The organism is Heliobacterium chlorum (assembly GCF_014502795.1).
Lineage (GTDB): Bacteria > Bacillota > Desulfitobacteriia > Heliobacteriales > Heliobacteriaceae > Heliobacterium > Heliobacterium chlorum.
In genome coordinates, this window is the sequence record NZ_JACVHF010000022.1 from 17,162 (window position 1) to 44,110 (window position 26,949).

Annotated in this window: 33 protein-coding genes and 1 tRNA gene; 9 read left to right on the forward strand and 25 right to left on the reverse strand. The window is 50.5% G+C overall.

The genetic code is table 11. The features are described 5' to 3' along the window. Positions 1-152: 152 nt before the first annotated feature. Positions 153-2,177, reverse strand: a complete 2,025-nt coding sequence (gene fusA, locus H1S01_RS15895) for an elongation factor G (RefSeq protein WP_188041403.1) — start codon at positions 2,175-2,177, stop codon at positions 153-155. A 114-nt stretch (positions 2,178-2,291) separates the two neighbouring features. Here fusA and H1S01_RS15900 point away from each other — a divergent pair, with 114 nt between their 5' ends. Beyond that, entirely contained in the window at positions 2,292-3,875 is a 1,584-nt protein-coding gene (locus tag H1S01_RS15900) for a putative polysaccharide biosynthesis protein (RefSeq protein ID WP_188041404.1), read from the forward strand. A 102-nt stretch (positions 3,876-3,977) separates the two neighbouring features. Then, positions 3,978-4,214, forward strand: coding sequence for an alpha/beta-type small acid-soluble spore protein (locus H1S01_RS15905; RefSeq protein WP_188041405.1), 237 nt, complete (start codon positions 3,978-3,980; stop codon positions 4,212-4,214). An 8-nt stretch (positions 4,215-4,222) separates the two neighbouring features. Here H1S01_RS15905 and surE read toward each other — a convergent pair whose 3' ends face one another. From surE to H1S01_RS15930, 5 genes are all read right to left on the reverse strand, one after another. Then, positions 4,223-5,026: a 5'/3'-nucleotidase SurE gene (gene surE / locus H1S01_RS15910; protein ID WP_188041406.1), complete on the reverse strand. Its 804-nt coding sequence runs from the start codon at positions 5,024-5,026 to the stop codon at positions 4,223-4,225. A 360-nt stretch (positions 5,027-5,386) separates the two neighbouring features. Then, on the reverse strand, positions 5,387-6,061 hold the full coding sequence (locus tag H1S01_RS21640) for a gamma-glutamylcyclotransferase family protein (protein ID WP_243237376.1): 675 nt from the start codon (positions 6,059-6,061) through the stop codon (positions 5,387-5,389). An 18-nt stretch (positions 6,062-6,079) separates the two neighbouring features. Continuing rightward, positions 6,080-6,652, reverse strand: coding sequence for a GTP cyclohydrolase I FolE (folE, locus tag H1S01_RS15920; protein WP_188041407.1), 573 nt, complete (start codon positions 6,650-6,652; stop codon positions 6,080-6,082). A gap of 20 nt (positions 6,653-6,672) precedes the next feature. Continuing rightward, a complete protein-coding gene (locus H1S01_RS15925; protein ID WP_188041408.1) occupies positions 6,673-7,413 on the reverse strand; it encodes a 7-carboxy-7-deazaguanine synthase QueE in 741 nt (246 codons plus the stop codon). A 4-nt stretch (positions 7,414-7,417) separates the two neighbouring features. Further along, positions 7,418-7,978, reverse strand: coding sequence for a DUF366 family protein (locus tag H1S01_RS15930; protein WP_188041409.1), 561 nt, complete (start codon positions 7,976-7,978; stop codon positions 7,418-7,420). A gap of 153 nt (positions 7,979-8,131) precedes the next feature. On the opposite strand from H1S01_RS15930, the gene H1S01_RS15935 reads away from it, so the two are divergent. Continuing rightward, positions 8,132-9,172 (forward strand): DUF2225 domain-containing protein, encoded by a 1,041-nt coding sequence (locus tag H1S01_RS15935; RefSeq protein ID WP_188041410.1) that lies wholly within the window; start codon positions 8,132-8,134, stop codon positions 9,170-9,172. On the opposite strand, the gene H1S01_RS15940 is transcribed toward H1S01_RS15935, so the two are convergent. Together H1S01_RS15940 and H1S01_RS15945 are read right to left on the reverse strand one after the other, a co-directional pair. Continuing rightward, complete coding sequence (locus H1S01_RS15940) at positions 9,169-9,615, reverse strand: Fur family transcriptional regulator (protein WP_243237377.1); 447 nt, start codon at positions 9,613-9,615, stop codon at positions 9,169-9,171. The genes H1S01_RS15935 and H1S01_RS15940 overlap by 4 nt on opposite strands. Positions 9,616-9,688: 73 nt before the next feature. After that, positions 9,689-10,357, reverse strand: coding sequence for an SIMPL domain-containing protein (locus H1S01_RS15945; protein ID WP_188041412.1), 669 nt, complete (start codon positions 10,355-10,357; stop codon positions 9,689-9,691). Between the two features lie 78 nt (positions 10,358-10,435). Between H1S01_RS15945 and H1S01_RS15950 the strand changes: the two genes are divergently transcribed. Beyond that, a complete protein-coding gene (locus H1S01_RS15950; protein ID WP_188041413.1) occupies positions 10,436-10,831 on the forward strand; it encodes a TIGR04086 family membrane protein in 396 nt (131 codons plus the stop codon). Between the two features lie 194 nt (positions 10,832-11,025). Here the strand turns inward: H1S01_RS15950 and H1S01_RS15955 are convergent, their stop codons facing one another. From H1S01_RS15955 to H1S01_RS15990, 8 genes are all read right to left on the reverse strand, one after another. Further along, on the reverse strand, positions 11,026-11,595 hold the full coding sequence (locus H1S01_RS15955) for a glycerol-3-phosphate acyltransferase (RefSeq protein WP_188041414.1): 570 nt from the start codon (positions 11,593-11,595) through the stop codon (positions 11,026-11,028). A 55-nt stretch (positions 11,596-11,650) separates the two neighbouring features. Further along, positions 11,651-11,857 (reverse strand): hypothetical protein, encoded by a 207-nt coding sequence (locus H1S01_RS15960; protein ID WP_188041415.1) that lies wholly within the window; start codon positions 11,855-11,857, stop codon positions 11,651-11,653. A 187-nt stretch (positions 11,858-12,044) separates the two neighbouring features. After that, positions 12,045-12,554, reverse strand: a complete 510-nt coding sequence (gene pssA, locus H1S01_RS15965) for a CDP-diacylglycerol--serine O-phosphatidyltransferase (protein ID WP_188041416.1) — start codon at positions 12,552-12,554, stop codon at positions 12,045-12,047. Between the two features lie 52 nt (positions 12,555-12,606). Then, entirely contained in the window at positions 12,607-12,903 is a 297-nt protein-coding gene (locus tag H1S01_RS15970) for a putative Se/S carrier protein (RefSeq protein ID WP_188041417.1), read from the reverse strand. After that, positions 12,893-13,597, reverse strand: a complete 705-nt coding sequence (locus H1S01_RS15975) for an HAD family hydrolase (RefSeq protein WP_188041418.1) — start codon at positions 13,595-13,597, stop codon at positions 12,893-12,895. The genes H1S01_RS15970 and H1S01_RS15975 overlap by 11 nt, the downstream gene beginning before the upstream one ends. Before the next feature lie 76 nt (positions 13,598-13,673). Beyond that, a complete protein-coding gene (locus H1S01_RS15980) occupies positions 13,674-14,912 on the reverse strand; it encodes an adenosylhomocysteinase (protein WP_243237383.1) in 1,239 nt (412 codons plus the stop codon). A 31-nt stretch (positions 14,913-14,943) separates the two neighbouring features. Next, positions 14,944-16,332, reverse strand: coding sequence for an LCP family protein (locus H1S01_RS15985; protein WP_188041420.1), 1,389 nt, complete (start codon positions 16,330-16,332; stop codon positions 14,944-14,946). 107 nt (positions 16,333-16,439) lie between these two features. After that, positions 16,440-16,631 carry a hypothetical protein gene (locus H1S01_RS15990; RefSeq protein WP_188041421.1) on the reverse strand — a complete coding sequence of 64 codons (192 nt, stop codon included), beginning with the start codon at positions 16,629-16,631 and terminating at the stop codon, positions 16,440-16,442. A gap of 170 nt (positions 16,632-16,801) precedes the next feature. Between H1S01_RS15990 and H1S01_RS15995 the strand changes: the two genes are divergently transcribed. Together H1S01_RS15995 and H1S01_RS16000 are read left to right on the forward strand one after the other, a co-directional pair. Then, complete coding sequence (locus H1S01_RS15995) at positions 16,802-16,954, forward strand: hypothetical protein (protein WP_188041422.1); 153 nt, start codon at positions 16,802-16,804, stop codon at positions 16,952-16,954. A gap of 218 nt (positions 16,955-17,172) precedes the next feature. Next, a complete protein-coding gene (locus H1S01_RS16000; protein ID WP_207732376.1) occupies positions 17,173-18,396 on the forward strand; it encodes a DNA polymerase IV in 1,224 nt (407 codons plus the stop codon). A gap of 5 nt (positions 18,397-18,401) precedes the next feature. On the opposite strand, the gene recJ is transcribed toward H1S01_RS16000, so the two are convergent. Next, positions 18,402-20,093, reverse strand: coding sequence for a single-stranded-DNA-specific exonuclease RecJ (gene recJ, locus H1S01_RS16005; protein ID WP_188041423.1), 1,692 nt, complete (start codon positions 20,091-20,093; stop codon positions 18,402-18,404). 66 nt (positions 20,094-20,159) lie between these two features. Then, positions 20,160-20,804, reverse strand: coding sequence for a GNAT family N-acetyltransferase (locus H1S01_RS16010; RefSeq protein ID WP_188041424.1), 645 nt, complete (start codon positions 20,802-20,804; stop codon positions 20,160-20,162). 70 nt (positions 20,805-20,874) lie between these two features. Between H1S01_RS16010 and H1S01_RS16015 the strand changes: the two genes are divergently transcribed. Beyond that, positions 20,875-22,245 carry a uracil-xanthine permease family protein gene (locus tag H1S01_RS16015; RefSeq protein ID WP_243237378.1) on the forward strand — a complete coding sequence of 457 codons (1,371 nt, stop codon included), beginning with the start codon at positions 20,875-20,877 and terminating at the stop codon, positions 22,243-22,245. Between the two features lie 31 nt (positions 22,246-22,276). Here H1S01_RS16015 and H1S01_RS16020 read toward each other — a convergent pair whose 3' ends face one another. The 7 genes from H1S01_RS16020 to H1S01_RS16045 form a co-directional block, all read right to left on the reverse strand. Continuing rightward, positions 22,277-22,729: a GNAT family N-acetyltransferase gene (locus tag H1S01_RS16020; protein WP_341479118.1), complete on the reverse strand. Its 453-nt coding sequence runs from the start codon at positions 22,727-22,729 to the stop codon at positions 22,277-22,279. A 10-nt stretch (positions 22,730-22,739) separates the two neighbouring features. Further along, entirely contained in the window at positions 22,740-23,141 is a 402-nt protein-coding gene (locus H1S01_RS16025; protein ID WP_188041425.1) for a phage tail fiber protein, read from the reverse strand. 49 nt (positions 23,142-23,190) lie between these two features. Beyond that, on the reverse strand, positions 23,191-23,667 hold the full coding sequence (locus tag H1S01_RS16030; protein ID WP_341479119.1) for an electron transfer flavoprotein subunit alpha/FixB family protein: 477 nt from the start codon (positions 23,665-23,667) through the stop codon (positions 23,191-23,193). Next, complete coding sequence (locus tag H1S01_RS21645) at positions 23,655-24,119, reverse strand: NAD(P)/FAD-dependent oxidoreductase (protein ID WP_243237379.1); 465 nt, start codon at positions 24,117-24,119, stop codon at positions 23,655-23,657. Before H1S01_RS21645 ends, H1S01_RS16030 begins: the two co-directional genes overlap by 13 nt. Before the next feature lie 227 nt (positions 24,120-24,346). Then, positions 24,347-25,006 carry a GltB/FmdC/FwdC-like GXGXG domain-containing protein gene (locus tag H1S01_RS16035; protein ID WP_188041427.1) on the reverse strand — a complete coding sequence of 220 codons (660 nt, stop codon included), beginning with the start codon at positions 25,004-25,006 and terminating at the stop codon, positions 24,347-24,349. Between the two features lie 2 nt (positions 25,007-25,008). Beyond that, positions 25,009-25,263 (reverse strand): class II glutamine amidotransferase domain-containing protein, encoded by a 255-nt coding sequence (locus H1S01_RS16040; RefSeq protein WP_188041428.1) that lies wholly within the window; start codon positions 25,261-25,263, stop codon positions 25,009-25,011. A 1-nt stretch (position 25,264) separates the two neighbouring features. Next, positions 25,265-25,870 (reverse strand): class II glutamine amidotransferase domain-containing protein, encoded by a 606-nt coding sequence (locus tag H1S01_RS16045; protein WP_188041429.1) that lies wholly within the window; start codon positions 25,868-25,870, stop codon positions 25,265-25,267. 309 nt (positions 25,871-26,179) lie between these two features. Here H1S01_RS16045 and H1S01_RS16050 point away from each other — a divergent pair, with 309 nt between their 5' ends. Next, complete coding sequence (locus H1S01_RS16050; RefSeq protein ID WP_423751931.1) at positions 26,180-26,734, forward strand: IclR family transcriptional regulator; 555 nt, start codon at positions 26,180-26,182, stop codon at positions 26,732-26,734. A 121-nt stretch (positions 26,735-26,855) separates the two neighbouring features. Next, a tRNA-Pro gene (locus tag H1S01_RS16055) sits at positions 26,856-26,932 on the forward strand. Positions 26,933-26,949: the final 17 nt, after the last annotated feature.

Sequence of the window (26,949 nt, forward strand, 5' to 3'; positions counted from 1 at the left end):
ACGGAGTTTTCTACACAGTATTCAATGTTTGCATTAAAAAACCCTTTTTCTACGGGAAAAAGGGGATTGGAAAAAAGAATAGCATAAAAAAGGAAGCCTTGCCGGTCCGAGGCCAGGGCTTCCCTAGGGAGAACTTATTTTAGTTTCGCACTCTAGTGTTTCTTGGTAGATTCTTTGATCGTTTGGGCAAGCCGCGCCGGAACTTCCTGGTAAGAGTGGAATTCAGCACGATGAGTTCCTCGACCGTGGGTAATGGCCTGCAGTTGTAATGGGAATTGAACCAGTTCTTGCTGGGGTACGAGTGCTTGAATCACTTGTCGGTTGCCAACCATGTCGCTGCCTAGGACCCTGCCGCGCCGGCCATTGATGTCGCCGAGAATGTCGCCGAGATAATACTCAGGTACGTCGATTTCCACCTGCATGACCGGTTCGAGCAGATAAGGGTCGGCCATCTCCATCCCCTTTTTGAAGGCTAAATGGGCCGCCATTTTGAAGGCAAGTTCTGACGAATCGACAGGGTGGTATGAACCGTCCACCAGGTTTACTTTGATGTTCGTGACAGGGTAACCAGCCAGAACGCCTTCGGCCAAACTTTCACGGACCCCTTTTTCGACAGCAGGGATAAAATTCCGAGGAACAACTCCACCGAAAATTGACTCGGTAAACTCAAAATCACCTTTTAACGTAGGCTCCATCACCAGCCAGACGTGGCCGTACTGACCGTGACCGCCCGTTTGCTTTTTATGTTTTCCCTCTGCTTTTGCTGTTTTACGGATGGACTCCCGGTAAGCCACTTTCGGCCAACTGGTTGTAACATTGACACTGTATTTTCGTTGCAGTCGTTCCACACAAACTTCTAAATGCAATGTACCCATCCCGGTCAGGATCGTCTCTTTAGTTTCCGTATTCCGGTGGATTTTGATACAAGGATCTTCCTCTAAGAGGCGCTGCAATCCGCTGCCCAATTTATCTTCATCGGCTTTGGTAGCGGGGTGAAAAGCCATGGACAAGCCGGGAGAGGGAAAAATAATGGCGGGCAGCGGTTCCATCGATGCACCTTTGGCGGACAAGGTGTCGCCCGTGTGGGTATGTTGCAGTTTCGCCAGGGCGATGATCTCTCCGGGACCAGCTGAATCGAGCGAGTGCTGGCTTTTTCCCATCATGCTCAACGGTGGAATCGGTTTTTCATCTTTCTGTGCCGTTATGTTATATAGGGGCGTATCGCTTTTTAGGACACCCTGGTAAATCCGTACATAGTTAACTTTGCCCAAATAGGGATCGATGACAGTCTTATAGACTTGTGCTTTTAGGGGCGCTTTCTCGGCAGGGACCTCTCCTCGTTCGTCAAGAGGCGACGGAAGTAGTTCCACCAGTTTATCCAGCAAAACCTTAATGGTGTTGTCGGCATGGATGGAACCCCCTAAAAGGGGTACGATTTTTCCGTTTTTGATCGATTCGACCAAGGCAGGGCGGATCTCTTCGACGGTCAGTTCTTCCCCTTCCAGATAGCGCATCATTAGCTCTTCATCGATCTCCACGGCCGCTTCGATTAACTTTTCTCGCCACTGGGTTAGAGAGTTCGATTCTTCCGAGGATAGGGCAGGCATATCTTTGAATTTAGGATTAGCTGGAATAAAGGCGCCGTCGAGGATGCTCACCATTCCTTGCCATTGCGGTCCAGATCCCACGGGCCATTGTAACGGCAGGATTTGGGGGCCGCCTAACTCACGCATCTGATCTAAGACTCTGTCAAAGTTTGCGTTTTCCCGATCCAGTTTGTTGATGAAGATGAGGGGAACTCGACCTTTTTCTTGGCATTGCTTCCAGGCTACTTCTGTCTGTACTTGTACACCGCTCACTGCACAAAGGACTACCAAAACCCCTTCGACGACCGAGATGGCACCAGCCACTTCCCCGAAGAAGTCGCTGTAGCCGGGCGTATCGATGATGTTGAGCTTGGCGCCGTTCCATTTTACTGGTGCTAGCGCAGCTTGAATACTGACTTTACGCTTGGTCTCTTCGGGCAAAAAATCGGTGATCGTGTTCCCGTCTTCCACCTTACCCTTGCGGGTAATGAGCCCTGCGTTGAACAGCATCGATTCCACCAAAGAGGTTTTTCCTGCTCCGTTGTGGGCGAGTACAGCTATATTGCGGATGGCTTCCCTCGGTGTCGTCAAAACTGGACCCTCCTTTGCTTGCAATAATTCGAACTATTTTATTAATTACACGTAAAGCTTGAAACTCCTTTCCCGGTGGCTGGCCTTGGTGGAATTTTTTTGAGGGGGATGATTATGGCCACCGCACTCACCTACGGGACGCTAATCCTCTTTGGAGCGACCCTTTTAAACCGGTTTTTGGCATTTTTTAACCAGATTGTGATGATGAAATATATTGGCCCGGAAACGGTCGGACTCTTTCAGATGATATATCCCATGTACATATTGCTGCTCGTTGTGGCTACGGCAGGAATACCCGTGGCTTTGACCAAGCGTGTCGCCGAGGAAGCAGCTCGCGGTCAATGGGGCAATGTCCGGCAGATGGTCAGCACATCAATGGTATTGCTTGCTGTAGGAGGAGTGATCATTACCGGGGCAGCGACAATCCTGCCTCCGCTTTTGTTTCCCGGCGTCGTCGCTGACCGCCGTGCCGAAGCGGCCTTTTGGGTGCTTATCCCTAGTATATTTTTTATCTGTCTAGCATCGGGTCTTCGTGCCTTCTGCCAAGGGATGCAATCTATGGAACCTCCCTCCATCGCGTCGATGGTCGAGCAAGTGGTCCGGATTGCCAGTGGTTTATCGCTGGCTTTGTGGCTGCTCCCTCGGGGGATCGCCTATGCCGCTGCTGGTATCGCTCTAGGGATTACACTCGGTGAATTGTTCGGATTGGCCGCATTGCTCTGGTTATCAGGCCCTTTTTTCTTCCAGCGATTAAAGCGTTTTTGGCACAGCAAGTCAATGCCGGCTACCTTTGGTCGCCGTTTTGCGCTGCGTTCACTTTGGCCGCTGGCCTATCCAGTCGCTGGTTCACGGATCATCGGCTGCTTGATGCTGACATTAGACGCCTTTTTGATTCCTCGTTGTCTGCAATTATCCGGCATGACCCTTTCCGAAGCGACTTCCGCCTTTGGCAGCCTTGTAGGTGGATTGGCACCGCTGATTACGATTCCCACTGTATTCACTATCCCGCTGTCAACCAGTCTCGTTTCGGGGATAGCCGAAAGCTGGGCTTTACGACAAACTGAGGCTGTCAGATACCGCACGGTAAAAGCGCTGCGCCTGACAGCGGTTATCGGCTGGCCTTGTGTGGCAATCATTTTACTGGTCGGTGAAGAGGTCACAGCATCCCTTTTTGGCATCCATGGGATGAGTCTACCACTGCAGATACTGACGGTAGGCGCCTTTTTTCTGTACGTTTACAGCACAACAACCGGAATCCTGCAAGGCATGGGGCAGGTCATGTTTCCATTGGTGGTTACGGTAATTACTTCGGCCTTACGGATTTTCCTGTTCATCTACGTCGCTTCCCTACCGTCCTTCGGTATAAACGGCATTGCCTTGGGATATACCGTGACGAATCTGGTGACAGCTTTTTTGCACATCTGGTGGTTCCGTCAAAAATTGGGCATGTCCTGTCAAGACTTGCTTCATCTGCTGAGACCGGTCCTAGCTGCAGTGGCGATGGTCGGTACGTACCATATCTTTTTGCATGTACCCAGTTATGTTGGCTGCACCTCGCCGCTCTTGTCAGGGTTCTCAAGTTTGTTGGCATTGCTGTTGTATTTTCTTCTCTTGTTCCCGTTGGGATCCCTGACCAAAGAAGACCTGCAAACGTTTCCCGGGGGGACCTTACTCGTTGGATTTTTTCGGAAAAAGTAAGGCCCCATTCCATGTTAGGAATGGGGCCTTGAACCATGATTTACTCGCTATAGACGGTTACAAAGTCGTAGACACTATTTTTGGGAAAAAGGAGGTATAACGATGGCCCAGTTTTTTCCTCGAGAAAAGATATTTTCCGAAAATGTTCGCGATGAATTTAAGTATGAGATCGCCGAAGAACTGGGGCTAACTCCGAAAATCCAGGACGGATACTGGGGTGCCCTATCTGCGGCCGATTGTGGCCGAGTCGGCGGGAAAATCGGCGGCAACATGGTCAAAGCTATGGTACGTCGAGCGGAAGCCCTTCTGGCTCAGGACCAGGCGAATAAATTGACTTGATGGGAAGGCTACAGGCCTTCCCGTTTTTTGATCCATTCCAAAAAGGGCCTCTGGGTCTCGCCAAGCCACTGATCGACCTCTTGAATAATGGAGTAATTTGTTAAATCAAAATGGATCGGCGTCACCGAGATAATCCCGTCGTTGATGGCCCGAATATCGGTCCCTTCCCCCGCATCGACATCTTTCACCTCACCAGCCATCCAGTAATACGTTCTCCCTCGGGGGTCGGTACGTTTGTCAAAGATGTTTTGGTAGCGGCGGCTACCCAGCTTCGTGACCCCGATGCCATGGATTTGCTCTCGAGGCAGATCAGGGACATTCACATTGAGAAACGTTTCTGGCGTAAGGCCTTTTTCAAGGAGCTGTTCACATAAGAAACGGGTCGTCTCTGCCGCTAGGCCGTAATCGGTCGTTTTCCACCCAGTTACGGAGACGGCAAGAGCCGGGAAACCGTAGATGGCCCCTTCCATCGCCGCTGACACGGTACCGGAATAAAGTACATCTGTTCCCAAGTTTGCTCCTCGATTGATACCTGAGATGATGATATCAGGAGGAGCGTCCATGAGCTCTTCGAGCGCCAGCTTAACACAATCGGCCGGCGTCCCGTTGACGGCCCAGCCGTGAAAATGAGGGTTTGTAAAGGTGAGTTTTTCCACTCGCAGGGGCTGATGCACCGTAATCCCGTGCCCGGTAGCGCTCCGCTCTGAATCAGGGGCTACGACAAAGAGCTCAGCCCAATCTTCCAGGATGTGCCATAATGCATGGATTCCAGGTGCATGTATCCCATCATCGTTGGTCAGTAGAATTCGCAAAGCTGTTCCTCCAGTCGATTCACTCCGGAGCCCCTATTGCAAGGAGAGACCCAAAGTTGAGTCCCAGGTCCCCAGGAATGGTAGGCGCGGCACCGAGGGCATCGAAGAATCAGTCCCGATTCCCGCTTCATTATGATTTCCCATTGTTCCGGTTGTAAATCGAGGTAACAACATAAGCAAAACTCAAAGGGGATCATAACTATGACCTCCAGTTGCCATTTAAATGGAAGAGTTTTACTACAGTTTATACCTCATCTACCGGAGTTTGTTCCAAAACTACTGATTTTACATACTTTTTGTTGAATAAATCAAAAAGTTGTAGCAATGTTGAAGGATAGTTTTCGTGATTCTGAGCCGTTTTTATATCGCAAATACGGAAATGGTCATCGTATCTCCATTTTCGCTCAGCGTAAACCGGAGAGAACGATCAGAAAGGGTGTTATTTAAAAAATCCACGAGTTTAAACAGGTCAGGGTGAGCCGTCAATGTTTCCTCAGCGATCGGCTCTATATCCTTTTCGTTGTTTCCGCTAAAAGTAGGTTCTTTACCTGACAGGAGTTTCTCTGTGGAAGCTATTTCACCAAGGAGAAACGGATTCGGACTGGAATAGGATTCAAGGTTCGGAAGCGGCTCAACCGTAAAGAGACATTCCTTTTTCTCAGAAGCTCCTGCCTTCCTAGACGGATCGGGAATATCATCAGCAAAAACCTCTCGGTTACCTACATAGACCCAAGCCTCCACAGGCTGATCGTCTATCCGAATCGTGACTTTTTCCCGGTAATACATGGGAATGTCATCAAATAATCCTTCGTACTCGTCGATCCGCCGCAGATCGTCCTCGGATAGGCCATCCCATAGGGTTCCTTTCACGAGAGCTTCTGGCATCGGTAGAATAAAGGGGTAGCCGTAGGACGAAGGGTACCGCTTGTAGCCTGTCAAGAAGGCCGGGACGGGTTCCCATGCTTTATGGTCTAAAAGTCCTTCGATCGTTTCTCGATCCATGAGGGTACCATAGACGAAGAGGGAGTGTGCCATAACCTTGCTCCTCCTTCCTCAGGGAAGATCTCGGGAGTCACGAATCAAGGCAAAGGCTTCGCTTCTTGTAGCTTTACTCGACTTAAAAACACCTCGCACAGCTGAGGTAACCGTTCGGGAGCCCGGTTTTTTTACGCCCCGCATCGTCATGCACATGTGCTCAGCTTCGATGACGACCAACACCCCTTGCGGGTCTAGTTTTCGCATAATTGTATCTGCGATCTGAGAAGTGAGCCGCTCCTGAAGCTGAGGACGCCGGGCAAAGCCTTCGACAACCCGGGCTAGCTTGCTCAACCCGGTGACACGACCAGACTGTGGGATATAGGCGACATGGGCTTGCCCGTAAAAAGGCAGTAAGTGATGTTCACACATGGAATAGACGGGAATGTTTTTGACGAGTACCATTTCTTCATGTTCTTCCATGAAGAGAACGTCCAAATGGCGGGACGGGTCTTCTTCCAATCCGCCAAGGATTTCCTGGTACATACGGGCGACCCGTTTCGGCGTGTCTACGAGGCCTTCGCGCTGCGGGTCTTCCCCTACCGCTTCGAGGATCATCTGGACTGCTGTTTCGATTTTTTTCAAGTCCATTATTAAACACCTGCGATTCTTTATAAAATTCCTAAAAATTTGTGGGTTTGAGGGATAAGGCGAACGTCATTGTGCACTTGCATTGCCTTTTCTTGTAAAGCTAAGAGGCGGGAAGGCAAAAGTGAGATTGTGCCGTCATTGTTTGTGAGGGGCTGCAAGATGATTGGATATGCGGGGGCTTCCCGGCGAACCATTTCACAGGCTCGTAAAAGTTGCCTATCGCTTGTCGTGTCAGTTATGACGATCTTGGCATAACCCTGTTTTCGGGCAGCGAGTCGTAAAAAATCTCGGTGAAGAGCCCAACGAGGCGAATCCTCTGACTCGGGGACTTTTATATCCATACTGACGTAACCGATAAGATCGATAAGAACAGCTAACTTGTCCGGAAGCGTTCCGTTCGTCTCGAGATAGAAAGGGATGCCTAGGTATCTCCTTCGAGTAATCAGTTCCTTGATAAATTCAGCATGCAGAAGCGGTTCGCCACCGGTCAAGCAAACCGAGTGAACGGGTTTGGAACATTGTTGAACCAGAAAATCTTCGATTAGAGATACAGAAAGGGGATTTTCCCAGTATTCGAACAGACCGCTGCCCGGTGCTCTTTCTACCCGGCAGTGGGAAGGTCTCGGTCCACTTCCGGGAGTGTCACAATAAGAACAGTCCAAATTACAACCGAAAAAGCGCAGGAAAATCTGGCGGCAACCGATCCAAGGGCCTTCCCCTTGGGCAGAAGTCATCAGTTCTACGAGGTGGGCCGCTTGCAATGATTTATTCAACTCCTCGTACTTTGCACCGAGCCATATAGATATCAGCCACCTCTGCGGCGTAATGGTTCATTAACCGCCGTGAAAAGGCCTCCGGGTCTTTTTCGCCAATCTGTTCCAAAGAAGCCGTGGGGACGGGAGTACCTTCAGTACGCAGGTTCAATCCCACATGAATCATTGTCGAAACTGGAGTCAACGTAGCGATGGACACGGATAACTTTTTCTCCCGCCAGTACAGGTCATCTCCACGCCGGATTAAAGAGCCACCGTATACCTCTTCCAGATCTTCTTTGATGATAGTCATGAAGAGCCGCTGACGGTAGACTGTTTTCTCCAGGTCCATATCAAAATGTTCGATAATAAAATGCAACATTTCAGGACTATAGATCGTATCACCGACGAGGACATCTTCCAAATCTACCATTTTATCTAGGCCCACCTTACAAGGGCCGCGAAATGCTGTGATACTATCTCCCATGATATGAAAATGACGATAGGCCCAAAGGGAACGCAATTGTGTGCCATCATAGCCTAAGGGTTCTGAAAAAAAATAGGTCTTTAACACCACTCCGACTCCTTCCCTGTAACAACCGTTGCTTCATCTTTTCATTGTACCATTGAAAAAGGATGAGGGAAAATATAATTTCGGCAGGAAATGGCCTTTATAACCCGAACTATCCATGGAGGTACTTTTACGTAGAACAAAGGTGGTATTGGGATGACAACGGAAAACGCCTTTTTCTCATTACAGAAGACCTGCCCGGTCTGTGGTAGATCTTTTTCAGTTACTCGAACTCGCAGTTCCTCGATTCGCGCGAAAGAGCGGCAAGCCGATTTTCGTGTGATCTTTGAGGGAGTAAACCCGCTCTATTATCAAGTATACGTCTGTCCGGCCTGTAACTACGCGGCCCTCGACAACAGTTTTGATAACCTTACCGGAAACATGGTGACCATTCGCCGATCTCTTCTCGACGCCCAACAGCAGGAACCTGATTTTCAAGGCTGTCGCACGGCGGAGGTGGCCTTGCGTTCCTTTCAATTAGCCCTTCGAACCGCACAAATCTGCGGCTACTCTCAGAGTGTTCAAGGGGCCTTGTCGCTGCGTGCAGCCTGGATCGCCCGGGAGTTAGGAGATCATGATACAGACCGGATGTATACGGAACAGGCCCTCCATTACTATGAACAGGCTTTTGAAAATGATCGATCTACCAAGTCAAATACGGTGACAATCACCTATTTGATTGGTGAACTACACCGGCAAGTAGGCCATTATAATGACGCGATTCGCTGGTTTTCTCGGGCAGTGACGAATCCCTCCGTTAAACAGGAACCGGAAATCGAGCGGTTAGCTCGGCAGCAGTGGGAACTGACAAGGCAACAAGCCAAGGCGGGAACTGAAGACGAGGCTCTAGCCCCTCTCTCCGCTTCCTCGATCCTTCCGGTCGTCGCCCAAGTCCAAGATCCCACCAATGAGAAAACAGTTCACCCTGCTCCCAATGTGGTCAAAACGAAAAAACATAGTGGTCCCAAAATCCGATTCACCGTAACGCTTTATGAAGACGAAGTCGATTGGCTGAAAAAAGTCAGCACTGTCCCTTACAAAGAGGCCAAAGAGTTCATGGATAAGGAGACGGTTTTGCGGGCTTTACTCGATGCGGCCTTGGAAGTTTTTCCGGATGTACAGGGGTTTACCAACGAAGACGAGTTGAGAGAACAGTTCATTCAAAGGATGAAAGACGGAAAGAAACCAGGGAATTAATCCCTGGTTTCTTGGTTTTGACAGTGATGGCAAATGCCAAAAAACTTCAGTTGATGATCGACAATTTTGAAGTTCTTTCGCTTCTGAATCGCTTGTTCCAGCGAATCAAGCAGATCATCTTCAAATTCGTAGACCTTTCCGCATTGAGTGCAGATAAGATGGTGATGATGGTGAGCTTCATCGCCGGTAAGTTCATAGCGAAGTCGACCATCACCAAAATCCATTTTCTGTAGGATATCCATGTCTGCCAGTAGTTCTAAGGTCCGGTAGACAGTGGCGAGCCCGATTTCCGGATGCTGCTGTTTCACGATGCCGTAAAGGTCTTCGGCGCTAAGGTGGCCGTCTTCATCGAGGAGCAGGGCTTGAAGAATGATCTTTCTCTGCGGCGTAAGTTTGTATTCTTTTTGGTGGAGCCTATCGCACAAATCGTGAAACCGGTCCAAATTGATTGGCCCCCTGACACAGTGAAGTGGTTTTAATGGCATTATACTTATCTTGAGAATCGTGTGTCAAACCTCAAAATTTTAAACGATACTGCACCACCAATTGGAGGGTGTTTCCCTGTTCCGTCTGTTCGATAGAAACCGTTTCCCCCAGTTCCCTGCCCATAGAGGTGGCGATCACCTTGGCTTTTTCACCAGCATCGTTGAGAGCTGCTTTGACGGCCTGTTTCTTCGCTTCCGTTCCAGGAAGAGCCACTGTTTTTACTAACTGATTCGCGCCGCTAGCTAAGGCCACGTTGAGGATGTTATTCTGCTCATCGACGGCGATGCCGCTGATTTCAACAGTCGTCGATGCGATATACCCCTGAGTGATCGGCGTGCGGTACGAACCGGGGGCAGACCATTGAGGTTGGATTTGCCTATCGCCGAGGTGAATGTTTTCCTGGGGAATACCATTATCGGTAAGATTAGCGGTGAGTTTGTCCAGGGATTTGTTCATGGCCTGTTGTGCATCGTTCGCTGTCCGTCCGCCCTGTTGAACCGCTAGGATCAAACGAACTTCCGAGGCCGTCAAAGCGCTTTGGCCGGTGACCGTAATATGTACATCCCGGGGATCGATCGCAACGGCTTGTTCTAAGGGCGGTGCTGGTACCCGGTGTGTTGACAGATAAAAGGACGTGAGCACGATAACACCAAGAAAAACGACGACGACTTTATTGGCTGTTGAAAAGGGTTTTGCCACAATCAATCCTCCGATACGGGAAATCTCGTCCTAAATCGGCTAAATCATGAATACAGTGTAGGCGAGGAGGTGGACTCGATGACAGATCAGAACGAGTCTGGTTCATTGTCTTTGGTTCCTGTGCTTATCGGAACCGGATATGCAGTGGCCGCATCGCTCGGCATATCGATCCTGCTCGTCTTATTGACTCAATTACCCAAAATATCCGAATACCATAGCATGAACATGACCGTTGTACATACAGCCTATGGTCTTTGTTCAGTAGGTGCCGGTTGGGCGGCTGCTCGGAGAGCGGGAGCAAAGGGATGGATTTATGGTCTGCTCGCGGGTCTGAGCTTTTATCTCGTCACCATCGCGATCGGCTATTTTGTGCCTGAGCCTGCATACACGGTAACAACTTGGTGGAAAAAACTCGCCTATGCGCTCGTCGGTGGAACCGTCGGCGGTATTTCCGGAATTGCTTGGAAAGAATGAACTGCCCCTTCGTATCTTATCACAGGGGCAAGAAAAAGCCAACGGGAAGAGGCCAAGCCTCTCCCCGTTTTCATGTGTGACTATCCCATGATTTTCAGCAACAAAGAACGCAAGAAACCGGGCAATCGTAAAAAATATACCCGCATGTCGGTTCACTCCTTTTAATTGTCCCTCCTACTCCCATTCCTTTCATATCATATTTTGGACAGGGGCATTTGGTGACAACGGATCAGCCAAGTTTGAAAAAAAACAGCAGCAGCCGTTAGGGAGAGCACAAAGAAGAAGGGCGTCGACAAATGGCTGCCGAACAGAAGCAAGGCCACCATAGCTGCACTAGCACTCAAACTAGGTGAACGTGTCAATAGAAGAAAGGACAACGCCACCGCTACCGAGAGACGGCCCAAATCAGGAGTAAGCCAAAGCAAAAAGCCATTGAGCGGTACCCAGATGTTGCCTCCCCGGCCGGACAGAACCGGTGACCAGCCATGGCCGAGCGCAAGAAACAAAAGGGCCACCCAGCCATTGGTTTCGTGAACTTGAAACCAGGTCGCTAGGCAACCGATAAATACGCCTTTGGCTGCTTCTAAAAGAAAAGCCAATAGCATCGCCTCAGCGCCGGCCAGTCGTAACAACTTAACCGGTCCAACCGAACCGGGTCCGTAATCGTCCACTGCCAGAGAGTAACCGAGTCGCCCCACCCAGTATGCCAGAGGGAGGGCGCCCATCAAATAGGCGCAACAAAAAAGCACCAAGGCCGTGAACATAGAATTCCTCCCAGAATGTGGTAGTAATGTCTATGCGACGGCCTTGTTCATTATGCTAGCGTTCAGTTTTCGTCGGAACCTGTGTACAATCATCCATACCGGTACGGCAGGCGGCACAGATAAAACGGCCGCACTTTTTGCAGACAAACATGTTGATCTGCTTTTTTTCCATGCAGTCGTAACAATACATGGAATCACAGTGGCCACAGATGGCTCCCTGCGTGTCGGTGGAGCCACAATGTTCGCAATAAGGGATTTGCATGAAAAATTTTTTCACCTCACTGTATGAAGGATCCTGTCGACGGTCATACTATGGTTGTGGAAGTCCCCTGTCGGCAAGATGGTCCCTTCCCGACTAGCCTAACCAGCGAAGAGGGACTTCCACCTTCTCTTTATAGATCTTGAAAAGAAACCCCTGGTGTTGGGCCAGGGGTTTTACTTTTATGGTACTAAAACTTGGGCACCTTGAGATTGGATACCATCAGACCCGCCAAGAGAAGCATGGCCACCGGAAAAAACAAGTCGGGCAAATGATCTCCCGCTAAACTGAAGAGAGCCATCAAGGGGCCGGCGACAGTGATAGGGATACCGAGGAAATGGGTCGTAATGTTAAGGATGTTGAAACGGGCCAAGCGGATCGCGCCGCACAAGGCAAAAATGATGGCGACGGTCAATCCCACGATCCCATAAGGTTCATTGAGTTGAGCCGCATAGATCAGGATCGCCGGGGCCACACCGAAGGAAACTAGATCAGAGAGCGAGTCCAATTCCTTCCCAAAGGGAGAGGCCACATCCAGTTTTCTGGCAACCTTGCCGTCCATGCCGTCCAATATGGCTGCTAACAGAATCATGATGGCGGACATGCGGTAATTTTGATCCATTGTGTAGACGATGGAAAGAATACCAAGCAGCAAGTTCGTCAGTGTAAAGGCATTGGGGATGGCCGCCTTATGATTCATCAAATAAACCTCCATGGTACAACGCTTTGCCAGGGGCATGACGGACTTAGCTTTATTCTATCATCTTTACGGCTCCGACGAAAGGTTGCCATTTATTTTCCTTATCATTCCATTCGTAAAATTTCGCTTGAATGGTCTGCTGAGCTAAAACCTCACCGCATCGTTCCACATCCTGTGGAAATAGACGCAACGACAGGCCGCACCCCTCAGCGAGTTCACGGGGCGTCGGGACGACAAGGCAACAAAGTTCAATGCTTTTAAGGATATCCTCGGTAGCCATCGCTTCTTGGGGCGATCGAAAGGTGATCAGGGGAAAGGTTTTATGACGCCAAAGAGTCCTAGCGGGCATATCTCCTCCAACCCAGCCAGTAACGGCTCGGCTGGGCAAAATCAAGTATTTCCTGGCCTGTTTCCGTCAATGTTTCCGTTACGACGATGCCGGGGATCCCTTTTTGAATGGCTTTTGGGTCGACGCCGCTGTCAGCAGGTGCTAATAATATGGGCAGTTCTACTTGACGGAACATCGGGATATCCCCTGCCGAATCGCCAACAGCTACGGTCTGTTCCGTACTCACTCGATATTTTTTACAAAAATGACGAACCCATGCTCCCTTATCCCGATGAATATCATCAGCAGAGACATGGACAAAAACCTTTCCGCTAGCTTTCTCTTCCACTATCTCCAGTTCATTGGCTACAGCGTCGAATACCCCAAATTCTTTGGCCAATCGGTCTGTCAACAAGGTCAACCCGGTTGATAAAAAGACGATTCGGTGTCCCTGTGACTGTAACATCTGCAACACTTCGTTCACTTGAGGGCGAACCGGAATCTGTGAGACCCAGTCTTGAAGTAGACGGGCAGGAGTATCGGCAAAATGGGCGGCATCCCTTTGGGCAAATTCTTCGTAAGTGATTTTACCGTGCAAAAAACGTTCTTGAATGGGGATTCCGACTCTGTCCCAAATCCCTAAGCGACGGTAAATATACTCCCATACGTTAGGTCCTTCCGTTAGAGTGCCGTCCACATCGAAGAATACAAGCATGTTGTTCTCCTCTCCCTCGGCTCATGCGAAAAGGCCGTCTAGTGACGGCCTTTTTTCTTATTCCACGTCGGCGAGGTTATTCCTGCCAACTGTTCAGGTACTTCGATTGGACTTCCGTCAATTCGTCGATGGATACACCGAGAGCTTGTAAACGAAGCTGTGCGATTTTGCGGTCGATTTCTTCGGGAACGGGATAGACTTTCGGTTCCAACTGTTCCCGGTTGGTGAAGACGTATTCCAAAGACATCGCTTGCAAGGCAAAGGTTAAATCCATCACTTCAGCAGGGTGGCCGTCTCCGCAAGCCAAGTTCACCAGTCGACCTTCCCCGAGGAGATAGACTTTGCGTCCATCGCGGAAGGTGTACTCTTCAATGTTGTTCCGGGCGATACGAACGCTCGTAGATAGGGCCCGAAGGTCTTCTTTATTTACTTCTACGTCAAAGTGGCCGGCGTTGCAGAGAATAGCCTTGTCTTTGATGACTTCCAAGTGTTCTCGACGGACAATATCCCGGTTGCCGGTGACGGTGACAAAGACATCACCGATTTTCGCCGCTTCCACCATCGGCATAACTTCAAAACCGTCCATCAACGCCTCGTTTGCTTTAACGGGATCGATTTCAGTGACGACGATGCGGGCATTCAGGCCTCTAGCCCGGGCTGCCACGCCTTTTCCACACCAGCCGTAGCCGCCGACGACGACGACTTTCCCGCATACGACCAGGTTAGTCGTCCGCATGATAGCATCCCATACAGACTGACCGGTTCCGTAGCGATTATCAAAGAGGTACTTCATTTGGGCGTCATTGACGGCCATCATGGGGAAACTCAAGTGGCCTTCCTTAGCGAGCGCTTTCAATCGCAAAATACCGGTTGTCGTCTCTTCGGCTCCGCCGACGATTTTTTTGGCTTGCTCAGGCCGTTCGGCGTGAAGCGTAGCCACTAAGTCACCGCCGTCATCAATGAGAATGTCCGGCTGAAAATCGAGGGCTTTATTTAGATGCATTTTATATTCTTCATCGGTAGCTCCGTACCAGGCATAGGCGGTGACGCCGTTTTGCACGAGTGCAGCTACTACATCGTCTTGCGTCGACAGTGGGTTAGAGCCGCATACAGCCACTTCCGCACCGGCTGCCTTAACAGTCAGTGCCAGGTAGGCCGTTTTCGCTTCCAAGTGCAGGCAGATGATCACTCGTTTACCGGCTAAGGGCTTGCGCTTTTCAAAATCCTTCTTCAACTGGTTAAGGATGGGCATGTGTTGGGCCACCCAGTCAATTTTCAACTGGCCTTTCGGAGCAAGAGAGATGTCACGGATCATCGATTCCACAGAAGAAACCTCCTTGAAGTCATTATTCATTTACTAATCCGTTGTCAGGGGACTGAACGCCTGACGGAACGGGGGGAGCGCCAGGGATGACACGGTTGGGCGCCGCTGTGGAGGGGTTAGTCGGCTCGACGGAATTGCCGGTAGTAGGACTATTTGTAGAAGGTGTTCCCGTGGAGGGTATGTTAATATCGGGATAGCCATTGCTATTGTTCGGGGGATTCGTAACGGTGCCTGTTGAATGATTCCCCGTCGGAGGCTGGTTACTGGGAGGCGCTTTCGGATTCTTCGGATTCAGCGGGTTTTCAGGAGATGTTTTTCCGTTGAGGCTGTCCGTCTTCCCGTTAGACGTTCCCGGCTTGAGTGAGCCTTCGCCAGTCGTCTTTTTGCCGTCAGAAGCAGCTGTTGGATCGGCCTTCTCGTCTGCTTTCTTATCGTCGGCTTTTTCGCTGTCATCCGATTTGGCCCGCGGTTTTTCCTCTAAGACAATAGTCCCTTCGTCGATCACTTTCGTCGTAATGATGCCGCGCATAAAGTCCAGAGCCGCCTGCTTGGCTTTTACAGGGTCAACATACCAGTAACTGATCCCGTTTAAGGTCATAAAGTTGCCTGGCAAGGTGTGTGCGATGATGTTCTCAGACTTCCAGTCTTTGGCCATCATGGCCAGAGAAACCATATCGCCGACCCCGAGATCGGTTTCCACCACTTTCGATAGTTGCGGCACCAAAGCTGGCAGTTTCCATACCGTATTCATTTGAAGGGCCGATTTGGCCAAGGCCTGCAAGAACTTTTGCTGCCGTTGAGTACGGCTGATATCGCCGAGCTCGTCCGAACGAAAACGAACGTACTGCAAGGCTTCTTTGCCGTTTAATGTCTGTACGCCTTTTTTTAAATTAATTAAATCACCAGAATCTCCTTCATTATGATACATGTTTTTTTCAACGTCAATTTCTACACCGCCGAGCGTATCGACGATTTCACGAAAACCGTCAAAATCGGTTTTCACGTAGTAATCGACAGGGATACCTAACAAATCTTCCACAGTCTTCTCCGCCAAAGGAACGCCGCCGTACATGTGGGCCGAATTGATCTTGTCCAAACCGTGCCCATCAATTTTTACGCGTGTGTCACGAGGGATCGATAAAAGGAAGACCTTCTTATCCTGACGGTCGATGCTGGCCAGTATCATAGTATCGGTCCGACCGGTACTCTCACCGGGTCGTTTATCGATAGCCAACAGCAACACATTCATGCGCTTTTTTAATTCGGCCTGTGTTAGCGGGCCGTCGGAGGTAACCCCGTTATTCTCGGAAGATTGTAAGCTAAATAATCCGTATGAGACCCCTGCCGTCAACATAAACAACAAAAATAAACCCAAACCAAGCGTCAATCGGGGATTTGTAGGTTTTTTCATGCATCACCCTCCTTGCCCTTAGGATTCCATGCCATTATAATTCCTTACCCCTGGCATGGCAAGAAAATCAATAATAAACGAAGGAGGCTGTCGCCTCCTTTAGATTTTTACTGTTTCTTTTTGTCAATCGGTGCGCCGCAAATTAAGCAAAGCTCCAGATTTTCTCCTTCTACATTGTCGCATTCTTTACATTCAGGCGACTTTTCGACGACACCGCCCTCGACGAATTTTTCACGAAAGCGCTCCAGTTCGTCCTGTTTGTCACGGCGACATTCGTGACACTTGTCACAAAGAGCCATTAGCGTCTCCTCCCTTCCTCTATACCGCCATTATATCCGATTCATAGGAATACTTCCAATCATATCATTTACATATGCTTTTATCAGTGTTACACTAAGCTTGTACAATAAATGTACAGGTTCTATTGGGAACATTTTTGACATCATGTGTAGCTAGAAGGAGGATTCCCATGCGAATTTTCATCCCCTGGACCGAAACGACCTGGACCGTGCTTCAATACTTGGAAGACAAGGTCCTCGTCGTCGCAAACGATGGACGCCTCGCTGGTAAAGAGATCATCTTTCCGCGGTACCACGAAGAGTACGTCTACCTTCCGGCATAGGACAAGCCATTTTCCAAACGTTCATAGTTTACCGATTTTTCCGGGCGCCTTTGAGGCGCCCTTTTTATTTTCCCTATGCACCATAATTTGGCAATTGAAAACCGAACAAATCTCCATGACAAACCCAACGAACGTTCGTATAATAAAACTAATGTTCTAGGAATATATGTTCCAAAGAAGAAATCGTACACAGAGGAGACGATGGGTGTGAGTGAGCCGTGAAACCTACAGTTCTGCTGGCAGACATGAATTCTTTCTACGCCAGCGTGGAGGTAGCCCACAACCCCTCTCTGCAGGGAAAAGCGGTGCTCGTCTGCGGTGATCCGGAACGACGGCACGGGATTATCCTGGCTGCTTCCCGGGAGGCCAAAGCTTACGGTGTGAAGACGGCTATGACCGTAGGGGAAGCTCGGGCTGTCTGTCCAGAGGCGATATGTGTCCGCCCCCGTATGAGTCTTTATATGGAAGTTTCCTGGCAGATCCAGCAGATCGCTCGGACTATCTCTCCCCTTGTCGAGCCCTACAGCGTCGATGAACTCTTTATCGACGTGCGGGGCACGGAACACATTTGGGGTGACGCTGTAGAAGCAGCCCGGCGATTTCGGCAACGAGTCTGGGACGAGGTGAAGGTTCCCTGCTCTGTCGGTATCGGCCAGAACAAATTCTTGTCTAAAATGGCTTGCGACGTGGAAGCAAAGAAAAGCGCCTCCGGCGTGGCGCTTTGGACGTGCGATGATCTCGAGACGAAACTTCACCCTCTACCGATCCGAAAAATGTTCATGGTGGGTTCCCGCATGGAGCGCCATTTTCGCAACATGGGCTTAATCACTATTGGTGACCTAGCTCACTATCCGGTCCATTACCTCATCAAGCGCTTTGGCATCCGTGGTGAAATTTATCATGATCTCGCCTGGGGAATCGATGGTTCACCGGTTATCCAGCGAACCTTGGAAGAACCGAAAAGCGTCGGCCATTCGGTGACTCTTCCTCGGGATTATCACCACAGTTCCGATATTGAACTGGTCCTGCTGGAATTGACCGATGAAGTCTGTCGAAGAACGCGGCGACTGAACAAAGCGGGCCGGACTGTTTCCGTCGGAGTGCGGGCCTATGATCTAACCCGCGGATTTTATCGGCAGACGACGCTGCCGGCGCCGTCCAATTTATCAGGTCAAGTTTATGAGAAAGTGCAAACCCTTTTTCGGCAGCATTGGGACGGCCGGCCTGTGCGCAGTCTTACTGTAGACATTTCCGGACTCAACGAAGGCGGAACGCTTCAACAGGAACTGTTTCGCGATATGGACCGGGAAGATCGAGCCAGCCGGGTCATCGACCAGATTCGAGAGTCCTTCGGAACATCGGCCATCCTACGGGGTTCTTCCTTAACCGCAGCAGGGTTGGCCCGAGACCGGGCAGAAAAGATCGGCGGTCATTATATGTGAAGAGCTTATTGATTCGCCGCGAAAACTTCCCCGTAAGCCTGCCAACCTTCATCGCGCATGCGAAACTGAATCATGCCGTCGTAGTCATTGATTTCAGGGAGGCCTAAAATGGCCAAGGGACCATCAATGCCAGCCTGACGGTATTCTTCGGCTTGGTTGAAGCCGATCACTTGAACTCCGCCTCCGCTCAGGCGCAAGTGATTTCCTTCCCGGCCCATAAACCGAACCTGTTCGGGCCAAAAGGGGGCCAGCAAGATGTTGGGCCGGGGACATCCAACGCCATAAGGGGCGAATCGCTCGATCTCTTCGATCAGCACCATATCCAAATCTTCCGGTCGCAGGAGGTAATCGATCTCCACAAAGGGTGTGAACAGTTCCGGAGAAACGCTGCCAGCGGCTCGGTTTAAACGCTCCCTCAATTGGGGTAGGTTTTCCCGAGGCAACGAACAGCCGGCGGCCATCTCATGACCGCCGCCTTTCGTCAGCAAGTCGGCACAGTCGTCGATCAGGTGTTCCTTAACCGAAAAGCCTTTTACGCTCCGGACAGAACCTTTCAATATGCCTGCATCCTCGCTGTCGGTGAGGATGAGCACAGGCCGGTAATACTCCTCTTTGAGCCGTGAGGCGATTAAGCCCACGATGCCTTCATGAAATTCCGGGTCATAGACGACGATAAAAGAATCCCGCTGATTGACCAGCCGAGTCGCCTTGTCTGTCTGCCGGCGAGTCATTTCCTGCCGCTGTTGATTTACATCCTTTAACTCCATCGCCAATGCCCGGGCTTGTGCATAGTCCAGGGTGAGCAGCAGGTCTACCGCCGTCTCCGGGACGCCGTCAAGCCGACCCGTCGCATTGAGCATCGGGCCAAAGATAAAGCCTAAGTGATAGTGCGCATTGACTTCCCGGTGTAGAGCGGCCACTTCCTTAATGGCCCGTAAGCCCGTCCGAGCCCGCTCTCCCCAGTTGATCAGCTTCAGCCCGTTTTTTATGAAAATCCGGTTTTCTCCGGTCACCGGCATGACATCAGCAACGGTGCCGATAGCCACCAGATCGAGGGAGCGAAGCAACTCACGAGGGCAGCCGGCCTCTTTAAACAAGATTTGCAACACCTTAAAGGCGACACCAACGCCGGCGAGACTTTTATAGGGATAGGGACAATCGGCTTGCCGGGGATTGACGATGGCGTCAGCCGGAGGAAGTTCGCTTCCCGGCTCATGGTGATCGGTCACCACGACTTGCATGCCAAGTTCTTTGGCCCGCCGGACCGCAGTGACGGCAGAAATGCCGTTATCGACGGAGACGATGAGTCGAGGGGTCCCTCCCCGCCGGGCGATCTCCTCAACGCCATTCGGGTGCATGCCAAAACCGTCAACAAAGCGGCTGTTGATATACCAGTCCACCTGAGCGCCGAGTTTGCGTAAGCTTTCCACCATCAAGGCGGTCCCGGTAACACCGTCACAATCGTAATCGCCGTATACGGTAATAGGCGTTTGATTATCAATCGCCTGGCGGATCAACTGCGCTGCTTTTCCGGCGTCTTTTAATAGAAGGGAGTCGTGCATATCGTCAATGGATGAGCGGATGAAGGCCTCCGCATCATCCGGTTTGATACCCCGTCGCCACAACAGGGCCGACTGAAAAGGAGAAAGTCCTGGATAAGGGGGAATCGATTGCTGCTTGGGAAAGACCCAGCGCATGGGGTCACCTCCGTGTGAATACATTAGTGCAATTTTAGGCTACAGGATAAGCTTACAAAATTCTCTTTATCTCGAGGGTTTTCCTGCAGGAACAGGAAGATGGGGATTCGTCCACTCCACTAACACAGCTTTGTTTAGCGATTCTTCATCGTCTAAGTAATCATCTAACACCTGTAAGGGTCGCAAGCCTTGCCGTATCATAAAGGTGAGCACCAAATCAGTGATTTCCCCCTGCACCACCTGCTGAACATATTCCTCACAGGACATTCGACAGGCATACTCGTGGAAGTTCGGGATCCGGCAGCCGGCTAAAAAACGTTTCAAGCCAAGGCGGATGACCAGTTCTTTGCGGGATTCGTAAAGGGCGCGGGCAACGCCGCGGCCCCGGTAGGCGGGACGAACACAGACGTCAATGCCGTAGAGGCTGTCCCCATGCGGATCATGGCTGCCGCGAATGTATCCGTCGTCAGCGACTTCTGCCCAGGTATGAGGTTTGCCTTCATGGTGGATCAGCAAAGACGTAGCCGATCCGACGATTTTTCCATCCAGTTCAGCCACCATGGCTCCTTCGGGAAACGTGCTCACATGAGCGGCGATTTGATCCCGCTTCCACCATAACTCTTCTGGAAAGGGCGGCGGGAAGGCTTCCTTCTGCAGATCGAGGAGTCCCTCAAAGTCGTCGAGTGTGTAGGTACGCACGGTGATCCCCATTGACGCTCCTCCTTTTCCATGTGGATCATCATTTAACCAAAACAGGACAGATGATTAGGTAATATAATCCTTGCCTCCGGTAAGGTATAATAAAAAAGTCATGATCGCTCATGAAGTAATTGATTTGGAGATGACCTTATTGAATGTACCTTCGTACCGCTATGGATTAGAAGATCGTCCTCCCCGCTGGCAAAACCTGATCTATGGCCTTCAGTGGCTGGCCATTACGGTGCCGTTGATCATCATTCTGGGAAAGATCGTTGCCCAAATTCATTTTACCGATCCCATGGACCAAATCACCTATCTGCAAAAATTGTTTTTTATCACTGCAGTGATGCTCCTCATACAGGTCTATTGGGGACATCAACTACCACTGGTCACCGGGCCTGCAGCGATTTTACTTGTAGGCATTATAACGAACACAGGAAGTCCCATGGATGCAATCTATTCATCGATGATGATCTGTGGATTTCTGCTGACTGTACTCAGTGCAACCGGCTGGTTTACCTATCTAAAGAATCTATTTACGCCTCGGGTCGTGGCGGTTATCTTGTTGCTCATCGCCTTTACACTTATCCCCACCATAATTAACCTCGTCATTGCCCCTGAAGCCGAAGGCTCTCCCCTCCAACATCTGCTGTTTTCTTTGCTGCTTTTGCTGGTTGTGGTGGCGGTGAGTCAAAGGCTGTCTGGGCTTTGGAAATCGACGCTCATTATCTGGGCGATGCTCGGCGGTTCTTTGATTTATTACCTACTGTTTCCTCAAGTTCCTTCCGAGTCTGCACAAGTACCCTTCGTGGCCTCTTTCTTTCGCGATGTGACTCTTCATGTTTCGTTGGAACCGGCTTTGATTGTATCTATGCTGCTATGTTACGTTGCCTTGGTGATCAATGATCTGGGGTCTATACAATCGGTTGGCAAGATGATTCTGGCCGACAGGATGCCGGTGCGCATTTCCCGAGGTGTAACGGTGACCGGTTTGGTGAATGTGCTTTCCGGTTTTTTAGGCATTATCGGTCCCGTCAACTTTTCTTTAAGCCCTGGTGTCATCGCCTCGACAAGCTGTGCCTCCCGATTCACACTCGTACCGGCAGGTGTTTTCCTCTTCGTCATTGCTTTTTCGCCGAAGCTGATTCAATACCTCGGTAACATCCCACCGGTTGTGATCGGCACTTTGCTTCTATATATCATGTGTTCCCAAGTGGCGACGGGATTGAGGATCGTCTTCGAGTCGACAGACCCCTTGAGCATGGACAACGGTTATATCGTTGGCCTGCCGATGATGTTGGCGACAGTCGTTTCTTTTTTGCCGCCTGCGGTTACAGCTAGCTTCCCAGCTTTGGTCCGGCCTATCTTGGGCAACGGTTTTGTCATCGGTGTGCTGGCGGTGATCATTTTGGAGCACTTCATCTTTCGAACGGAGGATTTAGAAAGGGGCTGACCCGCGTAGTGGGCCAGCCCGCTTTTTTTTATTATATTTCTTGGGAAGGCAAGACCTTCACCATGCGAACGTGCCATATGCCGGCGTCTAAGAAGGACTCAGAGGATACTTTTTCGTAGCCCAATTTCTCATAAAAAGCTTGTGCATGCAATTGGGCATCAAGGAGAGTCCGGTGGTATCCCTCCCGTTGGGCATTCTCCTCCAAGGCTTGGACGATGATCGCCCCCATCCCTTTGCCTCGGTGTTCCTTCCTTACGGCTATGCGCTGCAACTTCGCTGTTTCCTCGTCATAAGGGCAGAGCCGACCCGTGGCGACACCCTTCCTGTCCAAGCGGATCAACAGGTGTTTACAGGACAAGGGAGAGCGATCGTGATCGTCCACTTCCAGTTCTTCCGGGACGGCTTGTTCCAGGATAAAGACGTCTTTGCGGATGGCCAGGCATTCCTTTAGTTCATCGACAAGGGTGACTTCTATTATATCCACTAGACACTCCTCACTCTTGATTAGCTTGGGAGGCCTTCTGTTGGCAATGCTTGCAGGTATGCTGGGGAATGAGTAAGGCCAGCTCTCCAGGGCGTATCTCTATGGTATCACCGGCGATGATTTCCAATCCCTGGGCCAAAGGGGTACAAAACCCGCGATCTTCCTCAAACAGGACGGACATATGGGTGACGACGCCCCAGTCGGTCAGGGCTTCTGGAAAGAGAATCGAATCCAGATTTCGTGCCATAAATCCGTCACCGGTTTGGGTAAACTCAAACTTAACCGGCTGGCGTTGATAACCTTGGCCGGACACTTCCACAGTGACATCCATTTCGTATGTATCAGTATAGGTCTCCACTTTAACCGGGTCAGCTGTAAATAAAGCGACGTAACATTCCGGATGTTGGGTCAAAGTACTCCCTCCTCTTTTCCCGGTTATCATACCATATCGGGAGGGAAGTTTACATTTCTTTCTCCGAACGAAAAGCTTTCGTCAATCTTGGTAAGACTTCATGGACATCGCCAACGATCCCATATGTAGCAATTTGAAAAATAGGTGCCAATGGATCCTTATTGACGGCAATGATCACTTCGGAGTCTTTCATGCTGGCTTGATGCTGGACAGAACCGGAAATGCCGCAAGCGATATAAACCTTGGGGTGTACCGTCTTTCCGGTCTGTCCCACTTGATGCTCATAAGCAATCCAACCGGAATCAACTGCAGCCCGACTCGCTCCTACATGAGCACCGAGGACACGGGCCAGATCAAAGACGAGCGAAAACTGCTCCGCTCCGCCTATGCCTCGTCCACCAGATACGATAATTTCGGCCTCTTCCAGAGGCATCCCTTTGGCGATATGGCCGATGACATCCTCTAGTATCCGATAATTCTCAGCAGTTCCTCTTTCAGCGAGTCCTATATAGCTCACTTTGGCCATAAGCGGGCTGTTTCCGAGGCTGGATATGGCCAAAGGGCGATAGGGCGGCCATGCTTTTGTTCCCGGGTAGGACGGATAGGAATCTCTTTGCCGGCTAATGCGGCCACTTTTCCGGCCCATGCACCGGCCGTGTCGATAACGATAGGCAACATGATCTTTTCCCCGGATGCAGTGACAACACCCCGTACAGAACCATCACTTTTTTGTAAAATCCCGGTCACTTCTGTCTGCAGCCGAAATTCGACACCGAGGAGGCGTGCGGCATCGGCCACAGCGTTGGTCGTCAGGACTGGATCTCCGTACCCCGATTCAGGCTCGTAGGCAGCAACCACCACGTCGTCCACATTGATTTGCGGGACCATTTCTTTAACTTGCTGCGGGTCAAGAAGTTGAACGGGAATCCCTAACGACTGGTGTATATGTACGTTCCGTACTAAAGCGTCTCGATCCAACTAAAGAGGTTTGTTGGCAAAACGGGCACCCAAAACCGTGTGGGTGCGGCACTCTTCTTTATAGGCGTCGATGACCATGCGGCTAAGTCCGGCCGGTAGAAAAGTTAGATCATTGAATGACGGCAAGGACCGCCTTGCGCCGAAGCCGGAGACCTGATGGTGACCGGTGGCGGCCTTCGCTCAGATTTGCCGGATGATCTCTTTGTTCCAGGTCTCCCCCGAGGAAGTCACCCCCTTTTGATGTGGTGGTATTTCCGGCCGGAGATAATTTTGCGAAATCGGCCGGGATGAGGGAACTCATATCGTTCTAAAATTTCGGAGAGAAAATCACTATCTTCAGCCGTTACCTCCGCTTCTACAGCATCGGTACCCAAACTCGCGATCTGACCGGCTACAAAAATCTGACCGCCGATCATGTAGTGGCCTAAGAGCTCCCCGGTGTCACCTACGATGACGATACGTCCGTCAAAAAGCATAAAACCGGTCATAAACCCGGCGTTGCCGCCGACAAGTATGGTGCCTGATTTCATCACTTGTCCGGCCCGGGAGCCTAAATTTCCCCGTACGATAAGACTGCCGCCGCGCATGCCCGGGGCGGCGCAATTGCCCACGTCTTTTTCGACGACGATTTGGCCGGCCATGAAATTATCAGCGGCAAACCAACCGGCACTGCCTTTTACCCTAATAGAGGGACCGTCAGAGAGGCTGGCGGAATAGTATCCGACACTCCCTACAAAGGTGACTTGTACAGGTGCCAAGATACCCACGGCCAGGTGATGCCGGGCAAGGGTGTTGCTTACAAGGACAGGCTCCCCCTTCTTTCCGGCCTCGCGAAGGCTTCGGTTGATATTGGTGATGCTCATCTGGTTGGCATCAAGCATTTTCATCTCTATATCACCGCCCGGTTCGGTACTTTATATACAGCTTTTTCTCCCGTCACTGACCAGGCGCCGATGGAAAATGGCGGCGGCTCTTCTACAGGAACATTCAGATCAGGGACAACTGTGCGCAGAGATGTTTCTTCTGAAGCTAAAAGGACCCGGTCCTCCATCTCCATGTAGACCAGTGGTTTAGCCGCCAAATTATCTTTGGCGAAACCAATATGCTCTGAAGTGGCCACCGGGAAAGTGAAGGTCCCGTCCAATTCAAATAGACTGCGCTCTAAGACGGAGAACAGTTCTAATCCCTTCTGCAGGTAGTGGGCGGCAGTAGATCGCGATAAGTTCTGAATCGTTATCGGTTCGAAATCGGTAACCGAGGTGCTGAAAACGGCGCCGCAGTTTGCAATAGTTCGTCAATTGTCCGTTATGTACATCTACATCGGAGAAACCGTAAGCCCAAAAGGGATGGGAACGATCTGGGGACACACGGCTTTCCGTAGCCAATCGGGCGTGTCCGATGCCGTGGGAGTCGATGCGTTCCTGAAAACTGTATAATTGATTGAGCCGATCGGCGGTTCCCAGATCTTTATGAATTCGAAGCTGCCGTCCTAGACTGATGGTTTGCACCTGTGCTGCTTCGAGGGCATAGCATAATTCGGTCAGGGAACCGCCATATTCGATGCGAAAGCTCAGTCCGTTCCCCTGTCTGTGACAATTGTAGATACGTCCAGAACGTGCCTTTAGGACGTGGTCAATGAGATCGATCAAAGCTTCGACTCCTGCAGAGATGTGGGGAGATACTTTAGTGATGGAAGTCTCTGTTGCGTCGGGAAGTAAGGAGTCACAGCGAACTTCTAGGTTTCGTTCCAAGCCCTTTTTTGCCCTGTCAAAAGACGCTGATTTGTCGGCTTGAGGTGCTTCAAAAAGAGCGACTCCGCAGGAGTCCTCGCCCCTGTGGCGGATTCCAAAAACCAGATTCAGCAGCTCTCCCTACGGGGCCCAAACGGTTTTTTATATAACACACCGGCAATGCCGCACATGTGGCTAACCTCCTTTTTTCCTGTTAGCCCCCGCCATGGCTGTCGTATCTTGGCCACATTGGCTTAACATGGTCTCGTTCATAAAAACAAACAAAACCGAAAATATAAACTGGGGCTTACGCTGGTACAACTTGGGTTTATCGTCTGGAATAACCTCTCCCTTCGCCTTCTAGCCAAGCCTTTTATGAAGGAACTGGCTCGAACCACAAAAGAAAGCGTTTATCTCACTGTACGAGAAGACCTCTACGGGGTTTACGTGGAAGCAGTTAACTCTCCGCACGCATTGCGAGTAATGGAACCGATCGGTATGCGACTCCCCTTATACCGGGGAGCTTCTAAAAAAGTGATTTTAGCTCACCTCCCGTTACGAACCCAGCAGGAGGTCTTCCGCCAAATCCCTGAGGTTTTTCGATGCGATGAAGTGGAGCGGATCACCGAAGAATTGGTATCGGTTAGAGACCAAGGTTATGCAGTCAGCTACGGAGAAACGACGGAAGGAACGGTCGGGCTGGCTGTAGCGATTTTTTCGTGGGAGAACAAAGTGGTAGGTTCACTAAGCCTCGCCGGACCAGAACTGCGCTTTCAAAAGTCGCGCATGCCTGAAATGATCTATCAAGTACGGTTGACAGCAATGAAAATCTCCGAGGAATTAGGTTGGATAAAAGCCAAACCTGCTGCATCTCGGAGGAAGTGAGAAAGCGATTTGATAGGCTGTATAAAATAAACTGTTGAGTTATGTCTATCTTTGTTCAGCAGTTTTCATTTGTCCTCTGCTTGACTTCCTTTAGGTATTTGTGTAGAATTACCTTTGTGTTCGGGGCGTGGCGCAGTTTGGTAGCGTGCTTGGTTCGGGACCAAGAGGCCGCAGGTTCGAATCCTGTCGCCCCGACCATGAGTTAGCTGGGGGTT

What these genes read in the sequence shown, in the direction of transcription:
- H1S01_RS15900 (WP_188041404.1), top strand. Translation starts at nt 2,292, where the DNA reads ATGGCCACCGCACTCACCTACGGGACGCTAATCCTCTTTGGAGCGACC.
- H1S01_RS15905 (WP_188041405.1), top strand. Translation starts at nt 3,978, where the DNA reads ATGGCCCAGTTTTTTCCTCGAGAAAAGATATTTTCCGAAAATGTTCGC.
- H1S01_RS21640 (WP_243237376.1), bottom strand. Translation starts at nt 6,061, where the DNA reads ATGGCACACTCCCTCTTCGTCTATGGTACCCTCATGGATCGAGAAACG.
- folE (WP_188041407.1), bottom strand. Translation starts at nt 6,652, where the DNA reads ATGGACTTGAAAAAAATCGAAACAGCAGTCCAGATGATCCTCGAAGCG.
- H1S01_RS15935 (WP_188041410.1), top strand. Translation starts at nt 8,132, where the DNA reads ATGACAACGGAAAACGCCTTTTTCTCATTACAGAAGACCTGCCCGGTC.
- H1S01_RS15950 (WP_188041413.1), top strand. Translation starts at nt 10,436, where the DNA reads ATGACAGATCAGAACGAGTCTGGTTCATTGTCTTTGGTTCCTGTGCTT.
- H1S01_RS15955 (WP_188041414.1), bottom strand. Translation starts at nt 11,595, where the DNA reads ATGTTCACGGCCTTGGTGCTTTTTTGTTGCGCCTATTTGATGGGCGCC.
- H1S01_RS15960 (WP_188041415.1), bottom strand. Translation starts at nt 11,857, where the DNA reads ATGCAAATCCCTTATTGCGAACATTGTGGCTCCACCGACACGCAGGGA.
- pssA (WP_188041416.1), bottom strand. Translation starts at nt 12,554, where the DNA reads ATGAATCATAAGGCGGCCATCCCCAATGCCTTTACACTGACGAACTTG.
- H1S01_RS15970 (WP_188041417.1), bottom strand. Translation starts at nt 12,903, where the DNA reads ATGCCCGCTAGGACTCTTTGGCGTCATAAAACCTTTCCCCTGATCACC.
- H1S01_RS15975 (WP_188041418.1), bottom strand. Translation starts at nt 13,597, where the DNA reads ATGCTTGTATTCTTCGATGTGGACGGCACTCTAACGGAAGGACCTAAC.
- H1S01_RS15980 (WP_243237383.1), bottom strand. Translation starts at nt 14,912, where the DNA reads ATGATCCGTGACATCTCTCTTGCTCCGAAAGGCCAGTTGAAAATTGAC.
- H1S01_RS15985 (WP_188041420.1), bottom strand. Translation starts at nt 16,332, where the DNA reads ATGAAAAAACCTACAAATCCCCGATTGACGCTTGGTTTGGGTTTATTT.
- H1S01_RS15990 (WP_188041421.1), bottom strand. Translation starts at nt 16,631, where the DNA reads ATGGCTCTTTGTGACAAGTGTCACGAATGTCGCCGTGACAAACAGGAC.
- H1S01_RS15995 (WP_188041422.1), top strand. Translation starts at nt 16,802, where the DNA reads ATGCGAATTTTCATCCCCTGGACCGAAACGACCTGGACCGTGCTTCAA.
- recJ (WP_188041423.1), bottom strand. Translation starts at nt 20,093, where the DNA reads ATGCGCTGGGTCTTTCCCAAGCAGCAATCGATTCCCCCTTATCCAGGA.
- H1S01_RS16010 (WP_188041424.1), bottom strand. Translation starts at nt 20,804, where the DNA reads ATGGGGATCACCGTGCGTACCTACACACTCGACGACTTTGAGGGACTC.
- H1S01_RS16030 (WP_341479119.1), bottom strand. Translation starts at nt 23,667, where the DNA reads ATGGCCAAAGTGAGCTATATAGGACTCGCTGAAAGAGGAACTGCTGAG.
- H1S01_RS16035 (WP_188041427.1), bottom strand. Translation starts at nt 25,006, where the DNA reads ATGAAAATGCTTGATGCCAACCAGATGAGCATCACCAATATCAACCGA.